Source organism: Bifidobacterium sp. UMB1197 (assembly GCF_030217745.1).
Taxonomy (GTDB): Bacteria; Actinomycetota; Actinomycetes; order Actinomycetales; family Bifidobacteriaceae; genus Bifidobacterium; species Bifidobacterium vaginale_B.
The window spans coordinates 38,078-58,382 of the sequence record NZ_JASOOL010000008.1; the positions used below are offsets into that span (position 1 = coordinate 38,078).

The 20,305-nt window shown below is 40.2% G+C and carries 15 protein-coding genes and 2 pseudogenes; 4 read left to right on the plus strand and 13 right to left on the minus strand.

Translation table 11 applies throughout. The features are described from left to right. Nucleotides 1–81: 81 nt before the first annotated feature. The 3 genes from QP420_RS05405 to QP420_RS05415 form a co-directional block, all read right to left on the minus strand. Nucleotides 82–2,421, minus strand: coding sequence for a RelA/SpoT family protein (locus tag QP420_RS05405; RefSeq protein WP_415688726.1), 2,340 nt, complete (start codon nt 2,419–2,421; stop codon nt 82–84). A 120-nt stretch (nt 2,422–2,541) separates the two neighbouring features. After that, the gene (dut, locus tag QP420_RS05410; RefSeq protein ID WP_060786398.1) at nt 2,542–3,039 is read right to left on the minus strand and encodes a dUTP diphosphatase; all 498 of its coding nucleotides are present in this window, start codon (nt 3,037–3,039) and stop codon (nt 2,542–2,544) included. After that, a complete protein-coding gene (locus QP420_RS05415; protein ID WP_004574584.1) occupies nt 3,039–3,332 on the minus strand; it encodes a DUF4193 domain-containing protein in 294 nt (97 codons plus the stop codon). The genes dut and QP420_RS05415 overlap by 1 nt, the downstream gene beginning before the upstream one ends. Nucleotides 3,333–3,556: 224 nt before the next feature. Between QP420_RS05415 and sepH the strand changes: the two genes are divergently transcribed. Next, nucleotides 3,557–4,882 (plus strand): septation protein SepH, encoded by a 1,326-nt coding sequence (gene sepH, locus QP420_RS05420; RefSeq protein WP_481616775.1) that lies wholly within the window; start codon nt 3,557–3,559, stop codon nt 4,880–4,882. A gap of 31 nt (nt 4,883–4,913) precedes the next feature. Here the strand turns inward: sepH and QP420_RS05425 are convergent, their stop codons facing one another. Further along, the gene (locus QP420_RS05425; RefSeq protein WP_481616793.1) at nt 4,914–6,131 is read right to left on the minus strand and encodes an alkaline phosphatase family protein; all 1,218 of its coding nucleotides are present in this window, start codon (nt 6,129–6,131) and stop codon (nt 4,914–4,916) included. Nucleotides 6,132–6,336: 205 nt separating this feature from the next. On the opposite strand from QP420_RS05425, the gene QP420_RS05430 reads away from it, so the two are divergent. Beyond that, the gene (locus QP420_RS05430; protein WP_481616776.1) at nt 6,337–9,018 is read left to right on the plus strand and encodes a DNA gyrase/topoisomerase IV subunit A; all 2,682 of its coding nucleotides are present in this window, start codon (nt 6,337–6,339) and stop codon (nt 9,016–9,018) included. 92 nt (nt 9,019–9,110) lie between these two features. Here the strand turns inward: QP420_RS05430 and QP420_RS05435 are convergent, their stop codons facing one another. The 8 genes and pseudogenes from QP420_RS05435 to QP420_RS05470 all read right to left on the minus strand — a co-directional run bounded on the left by QP420_RS05435 (nt 9,111) and on the right by QP420_RS05470 (nt 16,024). Continuing rightward, nucleotides 9,111–11,045 carry a leucine-rich repeat protein gene (locus QP420_RS05435; protein WP_481616777.1) on the minus strand — a complete coding sequence of 645 codons (1,935 nt, stop codon included), beginning with the start codon at nt 11,043–11,045 and terminating at the stop codon, nt 9,111–9,113. Nucleotides 11,046–11,247: 202 nt separating this feature from the next. Then, nucleotides 11,248–12,423 (minus strand): MFS transporter, encoded by a 1,176-nt coding sequence (locus tag QP420_RS05440; RefSeq protein ID WP_481616794.1) that lies wholly within the window; start codon nt 12,421–12,423, stop codon nt 11,248–11,250. Between the two features lie 82 nt (nt 12,424–12,505). Further along, nucleotides 12,506–12,733 carry a DUF3791 domain-containing protein gene (locus tag QP420_RS05445; protein WP_481616778.1) on the minus strand — a complete coding sequence of 76 codons (228 nt, stop codon included), beginning with the start codon at nt 12,731–12,733 and terminating at the stop codon, nt 12,506–12,508. A 14-nt stretch (nt 12,734–12,747) separates the two neighbouring features. Continuing rightward, nucleotides 12,748–12,993, minus strand: coding sequence for a DUF3791 domain-containing protein (locus QP420_RS05450; protein WP_464404833.1), 246 nt, complete (start codon nt 12,991–12,993; stop codon nt 12,748–12,750). Then, nucleotides 12,986–13,168, minus strand: a complete 183-nt coding sequence (locus tag QP420_RS05455; RefSeq protein ID WP_415688719.1) for a hypothetical protein — start codon at nt 13,166–13,168, stop codon at nt 12,986–12,988. Before QP420_RS05455 ends, QP420_RS05450 begins: the two co-directional genes overlap by 8 nt. 156 nt (nt 13,169–13,324) lie before the next feature. Then, entirely contained in the window at nt 13,325–15,547 is a 2,223-nt protein-coding gene (locus tag QP420_RS05460; protein WP_481616779.1) for an LPXTG cell wall anchor domain-containing protein, read from the minus strand. 143 nt (nt 15,548–15,690) lie between these two features. Beyond that, nucleotides 15,691–15,777 (minus strand): annotated as a pseudogene (locus QP420_RS05465) (DUF3791 domain-containing protein); the annotation flags it as partial. Nucleotides 15,778–15,791: 14 nt separating this feature from the next. Beyond that, nucleotides 15,792–16,024 (minus strand): annotated as a pseudogene (locus tag QP420_RS05470) (DUF3791 domain-containing protein). A gap of 149 nt (nt 16,025–16,173) precedes the next feature. Between QP420_RS05470 and QP420_RS05475 the strand changes: the two are divergent. Both QP420_RS05475 and QP420_RS05480 read left to right on the plus strand, forming a co-directional pair. Then, entirely contained in the window at nt 16,174–16,581 is a 408-nt protein-coding gene (locus QP420_RS05475; protein WP_060786393.1) for a hypothetical protein, read from the plus strand. A 58-nt stretch (nt 16,582–16,639) separates the two neighbouring features. Beyond that, nucleotides 16,640–17,749 (plus strand): type II TA system antitoxin MqsA family protein, encoded by a 1,110-nt coding sequence (locus QP420_RS05480; RefSeq protein WP_415688717.1) that lies wholly within the window; start codon nt 16,640–16,642, stop codon nt 17,747–17,749. 131 nt (nt 17,750–17,880) lie between these two features. On the opposite strand, the gene QP420_RS05485 is transcribed toward QP420_RS05480, so the two are convergent. Continuing rightward, entirely contained in the window at nt 17,881–20,247 is a 2,367-nt protein-coding gene (locus tag QP420_RS05485) for a DNA gyrase/topoisomerase IV subunit B (protein ID WP_481616780.1), read from the minus strand. Nucleotides 20,248–20,305 lie beyond the last annotated feature (58 nt).

Below are 20,305 nucleotides of genomic sequence, written 5' to 3' on the forward strand. Positions count from 1 at the left end.
ACTACAAAACTTCCAGCCAAAACACTCTTTGACTGGAAGTTTTATTGTTTAGTATTGGTTTAGCCGCAATCTAATCGCAGTTTAGTCGCGTTCCATTTTTCTAAGTCGCGGTTCCGCACTATCTTTAGCACCCGTAATTCTATAAACGTCAAAAACGCCATCAATCTTACGAATTGCAGCAAGAAGAGTATTCAAATGCTGAGGGTCTGCCATTTCAAATGTAAATTGGCTTGTAGCAACGCGATCGTCTCCAGTAGCAATCGTTCCCGAAAGAATGTTTACTCCATGATCCGAAAGAACTCTAGTAACATCCGAAAGCAAATGCTGACGATCCAAAGCTTCTACTTGAACTTTAACAAGGAACAAGCCTTTGTCGCTTGTCCATTGAACAGGAATAACACGTTCCGATTGCGACTTTTGCAAATCAATCATATTTTGGCAATCTGTTCTATGAACAGAAACACCCTGATTTCTTGTTATAAAGCCAACAATATTGTCTCCTGGAACAGGCATGCAACAGCGCGCAAGCTTAACCCAAACGTCTCCAACGCCCTTTACCGAAACGCCAAGAACGCCGTTAGACTTGCGATTACGCTCTGCTCTTCTAAGCGGAAGCGCCTCTTCTTGCGCTTCTTCTGCTACTTCTTCGCTTCCCGCATCTTTAACAAGACGAGAAATAACATTTTGTGTAGAAACCTGACCTTCGCCAATCGCAGCATAAACAGCCTCTACATTAGCAGTAATATTAAGCTCTTCTGCAACACCTATTAACGCTTGCGGAGTGAGCAAAGTAGAAAGAGGCAAGTTACGTTTACGCATAGCGCGCGTAAGCTCGTCTTTGCCCTCTTCAATGGCCTCCGAGCGACGTTCCTTGCTAAACCACTGCCTAATCTTATTTCTAGCTCTAGGGCTTTTTACAAAACTAAGCCAATCTCTAGAAGGGCCAGCAGTATCGGACTTAGATGTAAGAACTTCTACAGTGTCTCCGTTGTTAAGCTTTGTATCTAGCGGAACAAGCTTTCCATTTACGCGAGCGCCCATCATTCTGTGTCCAACTTCTGTATGCACAGAATAAGCAAAGTCAACTGGCGTTGCATCTTGAGGAAGAGCAACAATGCTCCCCTTTGGAGTAAACACGTAGACTTCCGAAGCTCCAAGATCTTGCTTTAAGGAGCCCAAGAATTCGTCGGAATCTGGCGTTTCGCTAGTCCAATCTGCAAGCTGCTGAATCCACTTTAAGTTATCTAATTCGCTAAGCTCTTTGTTCTCTTCTTGCTCGCGCTTAACATCACCCTTATCTGGCTTACTTAAAGCGCGCCCAGCTTGGCCGTTTGCCTTGTACTTCCAGTGAGCAGCAATACCAAACTCAGCACGCCTATGCATATCCCATGTGCGAATTTGAATCTCAACAGGCTTTCCACCAGGGCCTACAACAGTCGTGTGCAAGCTTTGATACATATTTAGCTTAGGAGTAGCAATGTAGTCCTTAAATCGGCCTGGAACAGGGCTCCACCTGGCATGCACGGCACCAAGAGCTGCGTAGCAGTCTCGAATAGAATCAACGATTATTCGCACGCCTACAAGGTCGTAGATATTTTCAAAATCGTGGCCACGAACAATCATCTTTTGGTAGATTGAGAAATAATCTTTTGGTCGCCCTTTAACCGATGCCTTAACATGTTGCGCACTTAAATCTTCGTTGATTTCTTCTAGAATTTGACGTAAATATACTTCTCGCTGGCCAGCTCTTCTAGCCACTAACACTACGATTTCGTTATAAATCTTAGGGTATAAAACCTTAAAGCTTAGCTCTTCAAGCTCTGTTTTAATGGCATTCATGCCTAAACGATTTGCAAGAGGAGCATAAACATCTAGAGTTTCTCGAGCCTTTTTATGCGAACTAGATGGTTTAACGTACCTCCACGTACGCGCATTATGCAATCGATCTGCAAGTTTTACTACCAACACTCGCACATCTCGGCTCATTGCAACAACCATTTTTCGGATTGTTTCTGCTTGAGCGCTTTCGCCGTACTCCATATTGGATATTTTTGTAACGCCATCTACAAGGCCAGCAATCGTGTCTCCAAAATCTGCCCTACACTCTTCTAGCGTGTAATCAGTATCTTCTACCGTATCGTGCAAAAGTCCTGCGGCAACAACAATTGGACCCATTCCAAGATCTGCCAAAATCTGAGCTACAGCAAGCGGGTGAATAATGTACGGCTCTCCCGATTTACGCCTTTGACCAGTATGCTGCTTTACGGCTCTTTTATACGCCTTATGCAGAATATCCATGCTTTCATCGGGATGATGCCATTTGCACATTTGCAGTATAGGGCGCAATGGGTCTCGCATATCTTCGCTAATTTCGCATCCGAGCATGTTAGCGCCTTTAATGTCGTCTTGAACTTCTGCCATCGAATGCACCTCCCGATTTATAAATCCTATACTACCTTGTAAAACCAGCTAAATCATACAACATTTACAAAAACAAAATAAATCCGACTAACCCAATTTTAGCTAGTCGGATTTAATGAGTTATTGTACTCCAGTAGAGCCAAATCCTTTAGTAGATCTATCGGAACCTGGAAGCTGATCCGCCTCAACAAAGTTAGCTTCAACGTAGCGTTGAATAACAAGTTGAGCTATACGATCTCCGCGATTAAATTGCACAGTATTATTAGGATCCATGTTGATTAGTGGAACCTTAATTTCACCACGATACCCAGCATCAACCGTTCCTGGAGCATTAAGAACAGTAACGCCCTGTTTTACAGCGAGACCAGAACGTGGATGAACCAGAGCAACGTAACCAGCAGGCAAAGCAATTGCAATGCCAGTTGGCACTAGCGCACGCTCAAATGGACGCAAAGTAAAGTCCTCTGTAGTGCGCAAATCTGCTCCAGCATCTCCAGCATGAGCGTAAGAAAGATGCTCTACTTTGGCCTTATTATCAGTATTATCAGTTCCATCGTTCAAATATTTAATAAGAACTTCTACCTGCTCTGGGCCAGTATAGGTCTCGTCGTAAGCCATTAAGCTGCGCACTCCTTGCAAATCGGTTGACCGTCTTGAGACATTTGAGCAAGCTGACTCCTATGCTTTACCAAGAAGCACTCGGAGCAAATAAACTCATCACCCTGCATTGGTATTACCGTAACAGATGCATCTTCGTTACTAAGATCAGCGCCTGGCAACTCGTAATCTTCTGCAATAGCATTTTCATCATCGTCTATATCGTTTGCAGAACTCTGCGAGCCTTTGCTTAACGCTTCCAACGACTCCTCGTCTTCGTCTTTACTACGAGGAGAATCATAATCCTGTGCCATTATGGTCCTTTCGTTTTAACACTACTTATTGCTTAAAACTACTTTACTTATAGCAATTAGCACTATTTATAGCAATTAGTCTAAATCTACCTACGCGCATAGCATACATGAAACATACCCCGCATAAAATACTTGTTTTTTTATTCATAGAAAATGGCAAAGAAGGCAGACTATGGACTAGAGTATGTTATAAGTATCGTTAAAAGCGAAGAAAGTGGTGCACAATGCTTGAAAATCCGCCAAAAGAGGCGAGTTTCGATCATGTGGATAATAATGGCGATTTAGTTTTTATTTTTGAAGACACGCCGTTAAAAATTCATGTTGACGACACGCTGGAGCACGCAATCGCAGAGTCGAAAAAACTAACAAATGTTGATGGAAGTAATCAAAATACAGTTAGCTCGCTTGGCAAATCTGACGATTCACCAGCTGTAACTACAGCAACGCTGCCTATATCTCAGATTCAAGCGTTAATACGAGCTGGCTTAGAGCCAGAACATGTTGCAAAGCGCTACAACGTAAGCGAATCACAAGTTAGACGATTCTCAAGCGGCGTTGAAACCGAAAAACAGTATGCTATTGAGCAATTCTTAACTGTTCCAGCCCCAAAGCAAAGCAATATGCGAACTCTTTCAGATTTGATTGAACGCACTCTTGCAAAAGCTCATATTGGAATGGAAACAGTAAAGTGGCGTGCAACAAGACGCGGTCTTGAGCCATGGCTTATAACCGCAGAATTCAACACCGCTACTCGCACAATAAAAGCCGAGTGGACTTGGAATATGCACGATAACTCCGTTACTTGCGCAAATCCTTCGGCTAGACTGCTTTTCGGTGAAGAAGTTATGAATAATGATTCTTCCAAAAAATCGCAGTTTGGTGGAGCGTACAGAGACACTGTAAGCATTAGCTTCCCATTTGCAAACGAAGATCTTCCAGGAAACTCAATTCGTTCTGCAAGAATAGAGCGCGCTGTTTCTCAATGGGAATCAAGGAATAGCGAAAACCTTGCAAGTGTTGCAAATGCCGCAAATACCGCAGTGCAAGCACAAAGTGCAAAAGAACAGAATAGTAAAAATCAAGCTCTAAGCCAAAATAATGCGGATTATATGCAAAGCTTTGATCAAAACTATGAGCAAAATCAAGATCAGAGCAAGTTGCAAAATCAGCCTAATAATCAGCTTAAAAACAATGATTTAAGCGATTTAGTGGCAAATAGCGAGAATCAGTCGGATGCAAATGTAGATGCTGCACAAATCGCAGCAAATATTGCAAACTCAGCAAATTCTGATTTAAGCAACACTAGCAACAATTCCAATACGCTTTTTAGCGACGACTCTAGCTACAAGGCAAATAACGAATCGAACAACAAAAAAGCGCAGCAAGAAGATAAGCACGTTCAGGCAGACAAAACCGTTTCAATAGAAGCACCAAAGTCTACGCAAACGCAAAAGTCTACTAAAGCGCGTACAAATGAGCATTCTAAAGCCAAAAAGAGCAGCCGAGCAGCCGTTCCTAGCTGGGATGAGATTCTTTTTGGAGAAGGGTGATTTAGCATAAATCAAGCTATATCAAGCTATATTAAGCTATATCAATTAAGCAAGGAATGTCCATTTCCATTGCGCTCATAGAGCCATGAACACTCGGCAAGTTCATGGCTTTTTCTGTTTCTATTCTAGAATCAACGATTGTTACAGACGACTTTGCTTGAACAAGAACATCTCCAATAACGCTTAACGCAAGCGGGCTGACTTTGCCAAAAACGCCGTCTTTAATAGCCTGCTCTTTAGTTCTAACAAGCGCTTTATCTTGCAAAACATTAGCCCATCTTAATGCAATGTCTTCTGGATTTTCGCCAGATTCCGCATAGAGCATAACAGAACGTGGCTCTCCCCCAACAAGCTTAACTCCTTTAGTAAGACGACTATCTTTTGCAATATCGATTGATAAATCTGGATTTGACTCAACCATTCCATGGTCTGCCGTAATAACAATTAAAGTACCTTTTTGGCAATTTTTTCTTAAAAGATTTAGCTGCGAATCAATCTGCTCAAAAGTAGAAACCCAATTATTAGAATTCCAGCCGTAATTATGCCCTATTTTGTCAATATCTCTAAGGTATAAATAAGTTAATCCAGGCGTTTTAGTGCTGTTTGCAGCATTGATAATTCGCGCTCTAGCAGTTGTTCCGCTTATAAATTTAGCCCCTCTAAAAGCTGCTTGAGTTAAAGGGGAATCTTCAAATTTTGAAAGACTTACATGGTTTGCTCTAACGCCCAAGTTAGAAAGCGACTCAAAGATTGTAGGCTGACGCTGTAAATCTTTTGGATCTGGAGCATCTCTAAATTGAATTAATTGAGATAAAGCGCCAGTTTTAGGATTTTTTTGAGTGTACCCAGTCATTGCAGTAAGGCCAGGGCAAGTTCCAGTGCCAAAAGTGGCCATTGCTGCAACCGTAGTGCTTGGAACACAAGTGGTTATAGGCCGCTGGTTTGCGCTGTTGTTAAGAAGAGAGCGCAAATATGGAACATGACCTTTTCTACTAACAAGATTCCAGTACCCAAGACCGTCTACAAGAACAACAACAGCACTTTGTGCTTTAGGAAAACCAAGAGAATCTCGCAAAAAATCAGGGTTTTTATGGATTTGTGTGCAAATTGGCGATCCTATAGAAGCACTAAGAGCAGGAAGAATTGCAGATAAATGAAGAGCAAAATCAGGATTATTGTATGCGTCACGAATTTTGCTATTGTCAACAAACTTCAACAAGTCATCCAATTGTGGAACCTCAATAGTCATAAGCAACATTGTAGTTAAAAAAGAATACATATAAAGTGAGATTCAAATTAGCACTAAAGCAAAATTCAAGTTAGCACTAAAGCAGCAAGAAAAATCACAAGAAAAGTCGCCACTAAAATGGCAAGAAAATAAGCATTTAATAAACATTTGTGCATATAAATTGGTATTATAAAGGCTTGTAAACCACTTCAAGGAGTTTAAAACCATGCCTTCACGCAGCAAATCAACAAAACCAACCTTCGACCCTAGAAAGGTTAAGGAAAATATTGTTGAAACGCCGCTTAACGAAGAGATGAGCAAATCTTTCCTGGAATACGCATACTCCGTGATTTACGCGCGTGCATTGCCAGACGCAAGAGACGGAATGAAGCCGGTACAGCGCCGAATCGTGTACCAAATGGGAAACATGAATCTTACGCCAGATCACGCGTACATGAAGTCTGCGCGCGTTGTGGGCGAAGTTATGGGAAAGCTTCATCCGCATGGAGATTCCGCGATTTACGAAGCAATGGTGCGTTTGGCTCAGCCGTTTTCGCTTAGACTCCCCTTGGTTGACGGCCATGGAAACTTTGGTTCCCTAGACGACGGCCCTGCAGCATCCAGGTACACAGAAGCGCGATTAGCCCCAGCAGCGCTTGGAATGAATGCAGACATAAACGAAGATACTGTTGATTTTGCGCCAAACTACGATAATAAGCTAAAAGAGCCAACGGTTTTGCCTTCTGCTATACCAAACTTGCTTGTAAACGGAGCTTCTGGAATCGCAGTTGGAATGGCTACAAACATGGCCACTCACAATCTTGGAGAGGTTGTTGCTGCAGCAAAATACGTTATGCGCCACCCAAACGCCACTCTAGACGATTTAATGCAAATAGTTCCAGGCCCAGATTGGCCAGGAGGTGGCATAATTATTGGCCGCAGCGGAATTCGCGAAGCGTACGAAACTGGAAGAGGCGCTTTTACAACTAGATCGAAAACACATATTGAAAACGTTACAGCACGCAAAAAGGCGATTATTGTTACCGAGCTGCCGTTTATGGTTGGCCCAGAGCGTGTGCTCGAACGCATATCTCAAGGTATAAAAGCACGCAAACTAGACGGAATATCTGGAGCAATCGACTTAACAGATAGACATAACGGAACGCGAATCGTAATAGAAATAAAAACAGGATTCGACCCAAACGCTGTTCTTGCGCAGCTTTTTAAACACACTCCGCTGCAAGAAAGCTTTACGATTAACAACGTTGCATTGGTAGACGGCAGGCCGCACACAATGGGTCTTCGAGAGCTTCTAGACGTGTGGATTTTGCACAGAAGAACCGTTATTAGAAGGCGTAGTGAATTTAGGCTAAACAAAGCCAAAGAGCGATTGCACCTTGTAGAAGGCCTTCTTCTTGCAATGCTAGACATTGACGAAGTGATTCAAGTAATTAGGTCTTCCGAAGATGCAGAAACCGCAAAATCAAAGCTTATTAGTGTATTTGATTTAGACGAAATTCAGGCTCAGTACATTCTTGACCTAAGGCTTAGAAGACTTACAAAAATGAGTCGAATCGAGCTAGAAGGCGAAAAAAACGACTTATTGCAAAAAATAGATGAACTTAACGAGATTCTAAGCTCCGCCAGCCAGCTAGATAAAGTTGTAATTGCAGAAATGGACTACGCTGTAAAACAGTGGGATACTCCGCGCAGAACAATTCTTTTAGATGAGCAAGAAGACGGCAGCTTTACACCGGTTTGCACTAAGAACACCAAAGTTGCAGATGCTGATTTAGCTATGGATGCCGTTATTGCAGCGAATAAGATTACAAGCACTCAAGCAGACGTTGCAGCAGCCGCGCTGGCCGCTAAAAAGGCTGGAAGCAGCGATGCTGCTGCGGCAGCTTTGCAATTAAGCGACGAGCCGTGCGCAGTAGCGTTGAGTGCGTCTGGGCTTATAGCAAGAACAAGCGTTGAAACGTTTAATAAATGGCAAGCACATTCTTCAAGCATTTTTAACACTCCATGCTTAAGCATGTTTGAAACAACAACTCGCGCAAACTACGCTTTAATAACATCCGCAGGGCGATTAGTAATAGCGCATGTTGCAGATTTGCCGCATTTAAATCAAGGGAACGAAGACATTTTAGAATCACTTTCTAATGGCGTTAACGCAAACGAATTGCTAACTTCTACTCAAAGCACAGACCCGATTAGAGGAGAAAAAGTCGTAGCTGCTATTGCAATGAGCGATGATTCTACAACTTCTACAACTTCGACTTCTCTTGCAATTGGAACAAAGAACGGCGTTGTAAAACGATGGAATTTTGAATCGCCAACAACAATGGATTCCTGGAGCATTATTGACTTAAAAGACGATGATTCGGTTATCAGTGCCGCTCCTGCAAAAGACGACGACAGGCTTGTGTTTATAAGCAGCGACTCCTCCCTACTTACATTCGACGCAAAACAAGTACGCCCACAGGGCAGAAATTCCGCTGGAATGGCAGGAATTAGGCTTAATGAAGGATGCACTGTTTCTGCTTTTGCAGTTGTTGCTAAAAATGATGTTGAATGGAACTACGAAGAAGGGCAAAACGGACTATTTTCTGCTTCTGGAAGCGTAGTTTTCACTCTTGCTGGAGATAGTGACGCGCTTGCTGGAACAGAAAACGGAGCTGCAAAGATTACGCCGTTAGAAATGTACCCTACAAAGGGCCGCGGCACGGGAGGCGTGCGATCGCAGCGATTCCTTAAGGGGCAGAACACGCTTTTGCATGCATACGTTGGAAACTATCCGCTTTACGCTACTACACAACGTGGAGCAAATGTGGAACTACCTAAGCCAGATATGCGAAGGGATGCTTCGGGAACCGAGCTTGTTTCCCCTATTGCGCACATTGGGTAGTCACATTGGGCAGTCACATTGGGTAGTCACATTGGGCAGCAACTCCATTTATGCCATTGTTTCTATGTACTCTAAAGTTGCGATTTTCGTAACTAGTTTTTGCGAGCATGCTTGGAATAGCTACGGAGTGATTTCCTAGCTCCTACAAGTACGAAAATTCCTGCAAACACAGATGCAAACAAAGAATTTATGGCCATAGACACTGAAGAGCCAGTTTCAGGCAAATGCTTAGCAGGAGCCTTAACGTTAGCTTCACCAGAATCAACAGCCTTAATATGCTGTTCATCAGAATGAACAACTGATTTTTCAACAAGATATGTTAGATTCTCGGGAACAACTTCAGGAAGTGGAATCCACGAATCATCAGAAACATCAGGCACATCAGGCACATCAGGCTCTGGAATTGGTTCAGGCTTTGGCTCAGGAGTAGGAGCAGGAGGCTTTGGCGTATTAGATGCATATGAAGCATATACAGTTGTGTTAGCATTTACAATTGTATCATCTGTAAACTCATCACCTTTGCCGTCTTTTTGCGTATACCAACCAGCAAATTTATACCCATCCTTTACAGGATCCACTGGCATTTGACCATCATTAACTGCACCGTTAGTTACAGATTGTCCTTTTTTAACGCGAATAGTACTAATAACTTTATCGCCATTATTAAATGTTACTGTGCACAATGAGCCTTTAGAAAGAATTTCATACTTAAAGACTGCTGTGCCAATAGGACTATTCTCCGAGTTTCTTAAATCGTATTTAATCCATTGACCTTGAATAGTTCCAACTTTTTTAGCAATATATTTGCCATCTTTTAACTCAAAATAAGATGAATTAGCTATTCGCGTAGGAGTATTATTCTCGAAAAATCCACCAAGATTAGATATCTTTTCTTGATTATTGCCAGATTGATGAATAGCAATAGGATATTCAAACGCTTCCCCAACTTCAATAGTCTTAGTACCAAGATCTTGATTATCAAAAGGTCCTGGGTCAGGCTGATTTGGATTGGATTTATCAAACAAAAACATAAAATCTCCCAAATTGCCTGGAACAACTATTTCTCTAATTTTGTTTGCTTGAAATGCACGTGAGCCTATACCAGAAAGATAATACGGCTTAGTATCTTTAGAGTTAATCTTTCCGCTACCGTTCAATACGCTCTTGAATACAACTTTTTCAATCTTATTACCAATAAAAGCCACAGAACTTATAGAAATAACACCTTCAGGAATCTCTACAGTACCTCTAATCGTGTTATACGCAAATGCGCCGTATTCTATGACTTTTAATGATTTAGGCAGTACTAGTGTATCAATAAAATTATCAGGATTGCCGCTCGTACGACCAGCAAACGCATGTTCATGAATAGCCTGAATACCTTCAGGAATTACAACATGTCTTGATTTCTTTAACTTAGCAAAACCTTGAGGACTAAATCCCTCGTCAACAACATTTTCTATATAAGCAGGCTTACCATTTTCTGCAGGATGCTCTATGTTTTTTCTACCGCCAATCATCTTACCTAATTCAGGATCATAGTAAATATTGAAGTCACTATCTTCCCATACAACATCATCACTTTTTTGTGAATCAGTAGAAGATGATGCATCTGTGGCAGTAGTAATTGTAGAAGAAGTTTTATTAGTTGGTGCAGTAGCAGAACTTGAAGAATCATCAGAAGAAGTTGCACTTCTATCTGTAATTGAATTTTTATTAGAATCCGTAGAATTATTTAAATCAGCAGCTTGAGTAGTTAAAGCAGTCTTTGCAGTTTCGGAAGACTTGGAAGGTACAATATTTTCAGAGGAATTTTTAGAAGGTTTTACGGAAGTGCTATTTAAAGACCCCCCCCCCATGGCTGTTTTAGAATCTACGGCGGAAGAATTTACAACAGACGTATTAGCCCCAGAAGAAGCATCTGACATTTCAGCAGCACTTGCACTTTGCGCCATACAAAAAGCACAAGCAGCAGTAGCAATACCCATCATAGTGCTAGTCAAAATTATGTTAGTTCTCTTACTCATTTTTTCCTCTTGCAAAACCAACTCTTCTAAAATTATTAGCGATTAATATAATACATGTGCTTAACAGTATTAGTTTGAATCTTCACATATTCTACAACTTATACTTTCAATAGCAATAAAATGTAACTAAACTCACAATAATCTTAATAAATCTTAAACAAACAACAATTAAGCAAACAATCGCACAAAAATATTCTCATACTCAACTTTTGCAAGTTCGAAGCAGACGCATGTGCATAAAAGTCATTACAGATAGCAAAATAATCAAATATGCTGGCAGCAAAGACATAGACACGTTTTGACCAATAAACCCAAAGATTGCAGGCATTACCATTGATCCAATATATGCGCTTGCCATTTGCATGCCAACAATCGCTTGCGATTTATCAGCACCAAAATAATGCGGCGTAGAATGGATAATGCATGGATAAACTGGAGCGCATCCTAAGCCAATAATCACAAAACCTGCAATAAGCTCAATATGATTCGGCAATGGCAATAACAATACCAGAATTCCCACAAGCATCACGCACTGACCAATACGAATCATTGTTGCATCGTTAAAACGCATTGTTAAAAAACCACTTATAAATCGTCCTGCTGTAATACCAACGTAAAATAAACTTGCCCATCCCGCTGCAACAACGCGACCAACTCCCCCATGCAAAACCATGTAACTGCTAGCCCATAATCCTGCAGTTTGTTCAATAGCGCAGTAGCAGAAGAACATTATAAGAATATTTTTAGCTCCAGGAATGCGCAAAACTTCCGCATAAGATAGCATTCCAGAAGATTGTTGCTTTGAATCAGTAATATTCACTTCTTTTTTTGTATTATTTTGCCACAGCGGCAAACTTATAAACAGCACAAGAGTTAAAACAATTTGTATAACAGCAATATACTGGTATCCTGCAGGCCAGCGCTGACCGTTAGAAAGCGCAAACCCCATAACGTAAGGGCCTGCCGAAGCTCCAATTCCCCACATGCAGTGAAGCCAGCTCATATGCCAACTCTCATAGTGAACTGCAACGTAATTATTAAGAGCCGCGTCCACTCCTCCAGCGCCCAAACCATATGGTATAGCTAGAAAAATAAGCACAAGATAATTCGGAGCAAAAGAAAAACCCAGTAAAGCTAAAGCTGTTAAAGCAACTGAAATAAACGTAACTTTCCCTGGGCCAAACTTATGCGTAAGCCTATTAGATAACAGCGCAGAAACAATTGTTCCTGCAGAAATAACCATTGATATTCCGCCAGCCCAAGAAATTTGCGCACCAACATCGTGGCTCATAGTCGGCCACGCGGCTCCAAGAAGAGCATCTGGCAAACCCAAGCTAATAAATGCTAAATAGATAATTGCAAGAAGAAGGTTAATCATATTCACATATCAATTCATAAAACAAGTTGTGAGTTTTAGCATTAGGATTTATGTAGGATTAAAAACGCCAGCACTATAACATTTACAAATTGTTTTTCTCACTAGACTCGTGCATCTCATCAAGCAGATCTTGAACCAAATATCCATCGCTCATACAATGCATATCCGAAATACCATTACGCATTAAATCGTAAGTAACAGAATGATAAAATACGTCAAGTGCCTGCTCATAGCTCAATCCAGAACGCTCAGCTAAAAGATTTACAACCCTGGCATACTTCTTTTGCAACAAAATAGGATTCGCCTTCAAAATCCATCACTCCCCTAAATCTTTGCCACACCTTTTTCGCGCATGAAAGAAATAATATCGTTTGTAATATACTCTTTGCCTTGAGTATGCAAAACATCATATGACGGAACAATATAAGACATAAGAATATTACTTTTCTTAGTCAAAGCATCATACGTATCACGAGGGTTTTGATTAAGCTTTTTAGCAACATTTTCAATACAAAATATTGCAAAATCAAGCTTATCTTTGTCAAAGCTCGTTTGCTTAATATCATTCATCTTCAAGATCTTTCAAAAACTCATCAAATGAACTATATGTTTTCACATTAGGATTAGATTTAAGTTGTTCAGCTTCCTCAAATGCAGCAAGCGTATCAGCATTAGGAATATGATATTTCTTGCAAAGGGCACAATCTGTTGTAGATAAATCAGAAATAACATCTAAATCAGTCATTCAACCCTCCTACACATAATTACAGAAACAGCAAAACTATAAAATTAACAACAACACAATTACTAATCAGTATTACTAAGTATTTATACTAAGCAGCTTCACTTAGTAATACTACTCAATTGCTCAACTTGCATCAACATAAATAATTAACTGTTTTTAATTTTCACGGTGTCGTTTTAATGTTGCTCCCAATGATGCAAGTCCGGCAAGACCTGCGAAAAGCGAGGCAATTGCGGAAGCAAGAATTGGGGTTGCGGTTGAGCCAGTTTTAGGAAGATGCTTAGCAACGTGCTTAGGTTGTTGTTCTGGCTGCTCCGGTTGCGAAGGAGCAGGTGCAGGTTCCGGCTCTGCTTCAGCAGGCGGCAAAATCGGAGCTGGAGCAATAGGAACCGGAAAATCAGGAACTGGAACAGGAGTTGGCTCCGGCTCTGGTTCCGGCGTTGGCTCTGGCGTAGGAGCTGGCGGAGTTGGAGGCGTTGGCTTCTTCTTCAACACAAAAGTAACCGACTTCGCAACAACAGCATCGCCAATTTGAAGACCAATATTAATATCTGCACTAGTTTTTGAATTCTGTTCGGTTGAATCAACAACCCATTCATACCCTTCAGGCGCTTTGACAATAGGTTTTACTGTGTATTTTCCAGGCAGCAAATACACAGCTCCATTAGATAAGTAACCTGTAGTGCCTTTAAGAAAAGTAGTGTCAGTCGACTTCATCATGGCAGCTAAAGCATCTTTGCTGCTTGCAGTAACATCACTAATCGCAGCAGCAAATTCATTACTAATTTGAGTATTTTTAGAATCTAAAAGCTCATACTTTGCATTTGATTCAAACGTTCCATCAATTTTCTTATATTTCACAACCAGTTGCGTAGGAATTACTCTAAAAGTCACATAATAATGCTTTGTTGTTACTTGATTATCATCCTTATTTCGAACAATACCGTAATCGTAGTTGCCAAATTTCTTGGTATTGTCCTTGGTGAATGTGCCATCTTCAGGAGTGTCAATATCGTTACTGTAATACAAATAACCAGGAATATTTGTCTTTTTAAGCTCATCCATTGTTGGGCGCTTTACAGAATCTTTCTTTGGATCGCATTCGTAGCTTAGGAGTGGGACAAAATAATTTGCAATTGCATTATTAGTAAATTTTACATTACTTACGTTGCTAGAATCTTGCAGATCAGTTATAGCGAGTTTAGTAAATGGTTTAGCAGAGAACCTGTCAGCCCCATCAGTACTCCGTTGAGAAAGCTCACCATTTCCTTTAATGTTTGCTACTTTGCGATATTGCAAGTCATCTACAAAATGGAATTGTGCACCACATTCTGGTATAAACGCAAATAGTCCCGGAGCAGCACTTGACCCCATATAATTAAGAGATTGCACTCCATAAATAATTTCATCAGCTTTGCGGCCGTGCATTGTCATATGCACGAAGGTTTGATTTCTATTCATGTAATATTCAAAAGGCGTTTTTGTTGTACGGTCTTTGCCAATGAATTTCCCATTGATTTCAAGTGTGTACGGAATCACAGTATCAGGAGCTTTACTATCATCTAAGCTTAGAGATCCATCATCATTTCTAAACTCACGAGAAGAACGATAGGGGCGTATCTCGCCCTCACCACCGTACGCCTCTTTGGCACTAGGGATAAAAATGTAATTATCAATGCGACCAAGCATATTCTCATATGTATTCTGAATTTGATAAGTAAATTCTTGAGTGTCCCCTACTGGCTTTCCATTCACAACTTTAAACTCCTTACCAGCAGGAGTGTAGAAACTTTTAATAATGTATGAGAACGGATACCCAGATGTTGTTTTGTCCTGCAGCTCTTTGACTTCAGCTGGAGTAATAACATTCGGGAACGGATTTTTTATATCCTTATCATTACTAAAATCGTATATGCCTTCTTTATTAGGCTTAACTTCGCTTTGATTCTCGACATTAGCAGGCAACTCTACTGCCGCTTTATCTTCTTTTGATACTTCTTTTGTAGATTGAGCTGACTTGTATACAGCTACTTTGCTTTTCTTTACATCACTCGAATCGTTTGCAGAACTATCATCTTTTACATTACTATTTACAGCACCATTATTAGGAATGTTCGCATTCTTAGAATTTACATCATTCTTCGAAGAATCAACACCCTTGGAACCAGCATCACCCTTTGCTTTATCAGGATTTTTAGCGAAAGGGTACCCCCCGTCATTAAATCCCGGATTCGCAACATTAGAGTTAACATTCACAACAGCAGCCGCACTTGTAACATTTTCAACAGCATTCGCAGTCTGCGAAACGCAAAAAGCGCAAGCCGCAGTAGCAATACTCATCATCGTAGTCGACAAAACAAGCACAGTTCTCTTGTTCATTTCTTCCTCGTAAAATAAACAAATTTAAAAAAAAAACTTATAAAATAAAAATCACACAGCTGCAATCTCATCCTAAGAATGCAACCACACTAACCAATATACCATAATTCGGTATAATGTATACACAAAATTATGAATTAAACCTGCTCATAACTCAAGCCAGCACGCTCAACTAAAAGACTTACAACCCTAGCATACTTCTTTTGCAACAAAATAGGATTCGCTCTCAAAATCCATCACTCACCTAAATCTTTGCCACACCTTTTTCGCGCATAAAGGAAACAATATCGTTTGTAATATATTCTTTGCCTTGAGTGTGCAAAACATCATAAGATGGAACAATATAAGACATAAGAATATTACTTTTTTAGTTAAAGCATCATAAGTATCGCGAGGATTTTGATTAAGCTTTTTAGCAACATTTTCAATACAAAATATTGCAAAATCAAGCTTATCTTTGTCAAAGCCTTCTTGCAGATAATCTTAAAGCATAAAAACAAGCCAAATACATTAATAACGCTAATAAATTTTATTCTAAAATGCATGTGCAATTATTTATGCATCAATAGATGCATTTTTCTTGATAAAAACGATTATTTTTTGTATCATAAGAGTGGAGGTGGTATATGAACAGAAACTATAATCAGAATTACACAAAAGAAGAAATTTCAGCAATACTCGCAAAGATAAAAGACTGCATAAAAAATGACCGTTTTACCATCTCGTTAAACGAAAATCGTCAGGAAAACATAAACTTCATTCGAGAATACAACATACGATCAGATATTCAGAAAAATATACTTCTCAACATTGAAGTAGAAGATTTTTGTCATTCGTTAAAAAACAAAAAAAGAGGCTATGAATATGAAACGCTTTACGTATTCGCGCCACGAGTAAAACTATCACACGTAGGTAAATGTGAGATGGTAAACATTTACACGAAGTTTAATATCATTACTATTTCTCAGCAAAATAGAACAGTTGTTATTTCATTCCATAAAGCGAATAAACAGATAGATTATTTATTTAAATAATCTAATAAACAACTCAAAAAATAATAAATCTGCTAATTTTCAATAAAAGGCTCTCATAATGAAAGATAATAAAACATTTTGCGAAGAGTGCAGGAATGATGTTGAGTACTCAACAAAATCCATTCCAATGACTGCATCTATTAAAGGGAAACAATATTCCTACACTGGCACAGAAGCACACTGTAAAGAATGCGGTTCTTACGTATATGTACCAGAAATTATCGACGCGAATCTTCGAGCATTGTATGACGAGTATCGTAAAGAAAACAATATTATTCCTCTTGATGAAATCAACGAAATACCTACTAAATACTCAATAGGTAAACGGCCACTTTCACTGCTACTCGGCTGGGGAGAACAAACATTTTCTAGATTTGCAGATGGAGATATTCCTTCAAAACAATATTCTGACATTTTGCTACGCATTTATAATGATCCGGAATATTACTTGCAATTATTAATCAGCAATAAGAACAATCTGAAATCCGCACTTAGCTACGAAAAAAGCTATAAAGCAACACAAAAACTAATACGCGAATTACAAAATAACTTTGCAAACAATAACTTTGATAGCAATAAGTCGAGTGACAAAATAAACAATGTAATACAATACTTGCTTATAAAGTGTGAGGATATAACTCCCTTAGCCTTGCAAAAATCCTTATACTACATTCAGGGTTTTTATTTTGCTTTTTATAAGTCGTTTATATTTACAGACGATTGTCAAGCATGGATTCATGGACCTGTGTATAAAGACGTCTATTTGCGTTATAAAGACTACACTTTTACTCCCATAGATTCGCTAACAACAGAAATATCAGGAATTAAATCATCAGAAAAATTAGCGGATTACAAACATGTTCAAAAAAGTGATGTGACACTATTTACAGCAGAACTAACAACTACACTATCTGCCACCGAAAGAGCAGTATGTGATAGTGTTATCGATAATCTTTGCTGCTACAGTGGTAAAGAACTTGAAAGATTCACACATCATGAAGAACCTTGGATACTTACTCGCGGAAATCTAAAAACTAATGATTCATCAAATAAAATAATCAATAAAAACATAATCGGAGAATATTTTACAAAAATAAAAGAAAAATACAATATGATAAACCCAGACGACATAAGCGAATATGCAAAAAGCATGTTTGCAAGAAAATAACGTAATAGCATAAGATACGCATAAATCCTACTGCTGCAATTCACTAAACAGTAGGATTTATGTGTAAGTAATTTATGTGTAAGTAATATAAATCCAGTTTCACCTATCAACAAACTGTTTTTAAGCAAAAATCAGGTATCGATTTTGGAGCGATCAAAGTCATCTGCATTATCAACAATAAACTGCTTTCGCGGCGGAACGTCATCTCCCATAAGCAAATCGAATACCTCGCTCGCCTGCTGAGCATCTTCCATACGAATCCTTCTTAACATGCGAGTTCTAGGGTCCATAGTGGTGTCTGCAAGCTGATCTGCATCCATCTCGCCCAAGCCCTTGTAGCGCTGAATATCGCTGTTAAAATCAATGCCCTTAACTTGCAAATCATCAAGCTTTCCAGCCAATTCGTCGTCAGAATACGTGTAAATATACTCGCCCTTGTGCTTTCCAGCGAGCGCAATCCTGTGAAGCGGAGGTACGGCAGCATAAACATGGCCGTGCTCAATAAGTGGGCGCATATAACGGTAGAACAGAGTTAACAGCAAAATACGAATATGCGCGCCGTCAACATCTGCATCGGTCATCATAACAATCTTGTTATAACGCGCTTGCGAAATATCAAAACTTGCGCCCGATCCTGCTCCAACAACTTGAATGATTGCAGCACACTCTTTGTTGGAAAGCATTTGCGCAAGACTTGCTTTTTGAACGTTCAAAATCTTACCGCGAATTGGCAAAAGCGCTTGGAAAGCAGAATTTCTTGCAGCTTTTGCAGTTCCGAGTGCAGAATCGCCCTCTACGATGAAAAGCTCTGCAACATCGTCGTTTCCAGGCTGGCAATCAGAAAGCTTCGGCGGCATAGAAGCAGACTCAAGAGCGTTCTTTCTGCGAGTAACTTCCTTAGTTTTACGCGCTTGAATACGCGCATGCATCTCGGAAACAATTTTTTCCAAAACTCTGGCAGACTGCTCTTTGAATCCTCGCTTGGACCCGCTAATCATATCCCCAAATTGAGAATCCGTCATTTTTGTAACGATTGGCTTAACTTGAGCTGTTCCAAGCACGTCTTTAGTTTGACCTTGGAATTGAGGCTCTGCTATGCGAACTGTTACAACAGCCACCATTCCAGCTAGAATATCGTCTCGCTCAATCTTAGTGTTTGAATCTTTAAGATTGACTTTAAGTTTTCTAGCATTGTCTTCAACAGCCTTGCGGATTTGCTTAGTCAAGCCTTGCAAAAAGCCGTCAACATGCATACCCCCGCCAGGAGTTTCAACAACGTTCACAAAGCTAACAATCGTTGAATCGTAGCCGTTTACCCAGCGCATTGCAATGTCTACAGCACACTTACGCGTTACTTGCTGAGCATGCAAATCGCCTGCAGAATCAACAGCCTGCGTCTCTTCAATATAAGTGTCTTGGCCAGAAATTCGCCAAATATCGGAGATGGCTTGACCTTTTGAAAGAAAGTCAACAAAATCTTTTACTCCACCATTGTGCAAGAATTCAACAACTCTAGGGTGATGATTATTTTGCAATTCTCTAGCAGATTCACTATTGGCAACAGATTGCGCAGTGGACTCATCAGACTCATCAGACTCATCGTCGTCATCAAAATCGGTCTCAGACTCATCATTATTTACCAACGTGGACTCAGACTCGAGTTCTTCTGTATTAGATTCGTCATCATTTTCGTACTGATTCTCAAGAATACTATTATCTTCCGCAATAACGCCTTCTGGAGAATCAATTTCTTCAATATTTGCAGATTCGCCTTCTGGTACATGCTCATCAATAACAGTAATTTTTAAGCCTGGAACCAAAAAACTGGTTTGACGAACTCGGTCAATCAGCTGTTCGTAACTAAAGCGAGCCGTTGAATTAAAAATCTCGGGATCCGCCCAATATCGAACTCGAGTACCAGTAGTTTTTGGCGAAACAGTACCAATAATCTCAAGTTCGGTAGGCTTGTTTTTACGCGTACGCTTAAAAGGAGAAGCAGGAGATGGATTTGCTGGATCTGCATCGCTATACACACCAGGATGCCCCTGATGGAACGCCATATGATGCGTTTTACCGTCTCTATCTACTTCTACATCTAATCGCAAGCTCAACGCGTTTACAACAGAAGAGCCAACGCCATGCAAGCCGCCTGCAGCATTATACGAAGCATTACCAAACTTTGCTCCAGCATGAAGCTTAGTTAAAACAACCTCAACGCCTGTAAGCTTTGTTTTTGGCTCCACGTCTACTGGAATGCCTCGGCCATTATCTGCAACTTCAATAGATCCATCGTTGTGAAGAGTAACAATAATATGATTGCAAGCACCAGCTAAAGCCTCGTCAACCGCATTATCAATAATCTCCCAAAGGCAATGCATTAATCCCTGGCTGTCGGTAGTGCCAATATACATGCCTGGGCGCTTACGAACAGCGTCCAAGCCTTCTAGCACGGTTAAACTATCGGCATCATATTGCTCTTGCTCTTTAAGAGAAGCCACTTTTACCCCTTATTCAACAACAATTAAAGCTTAAAGCTACTAAAGCGCAGCTGTAGCA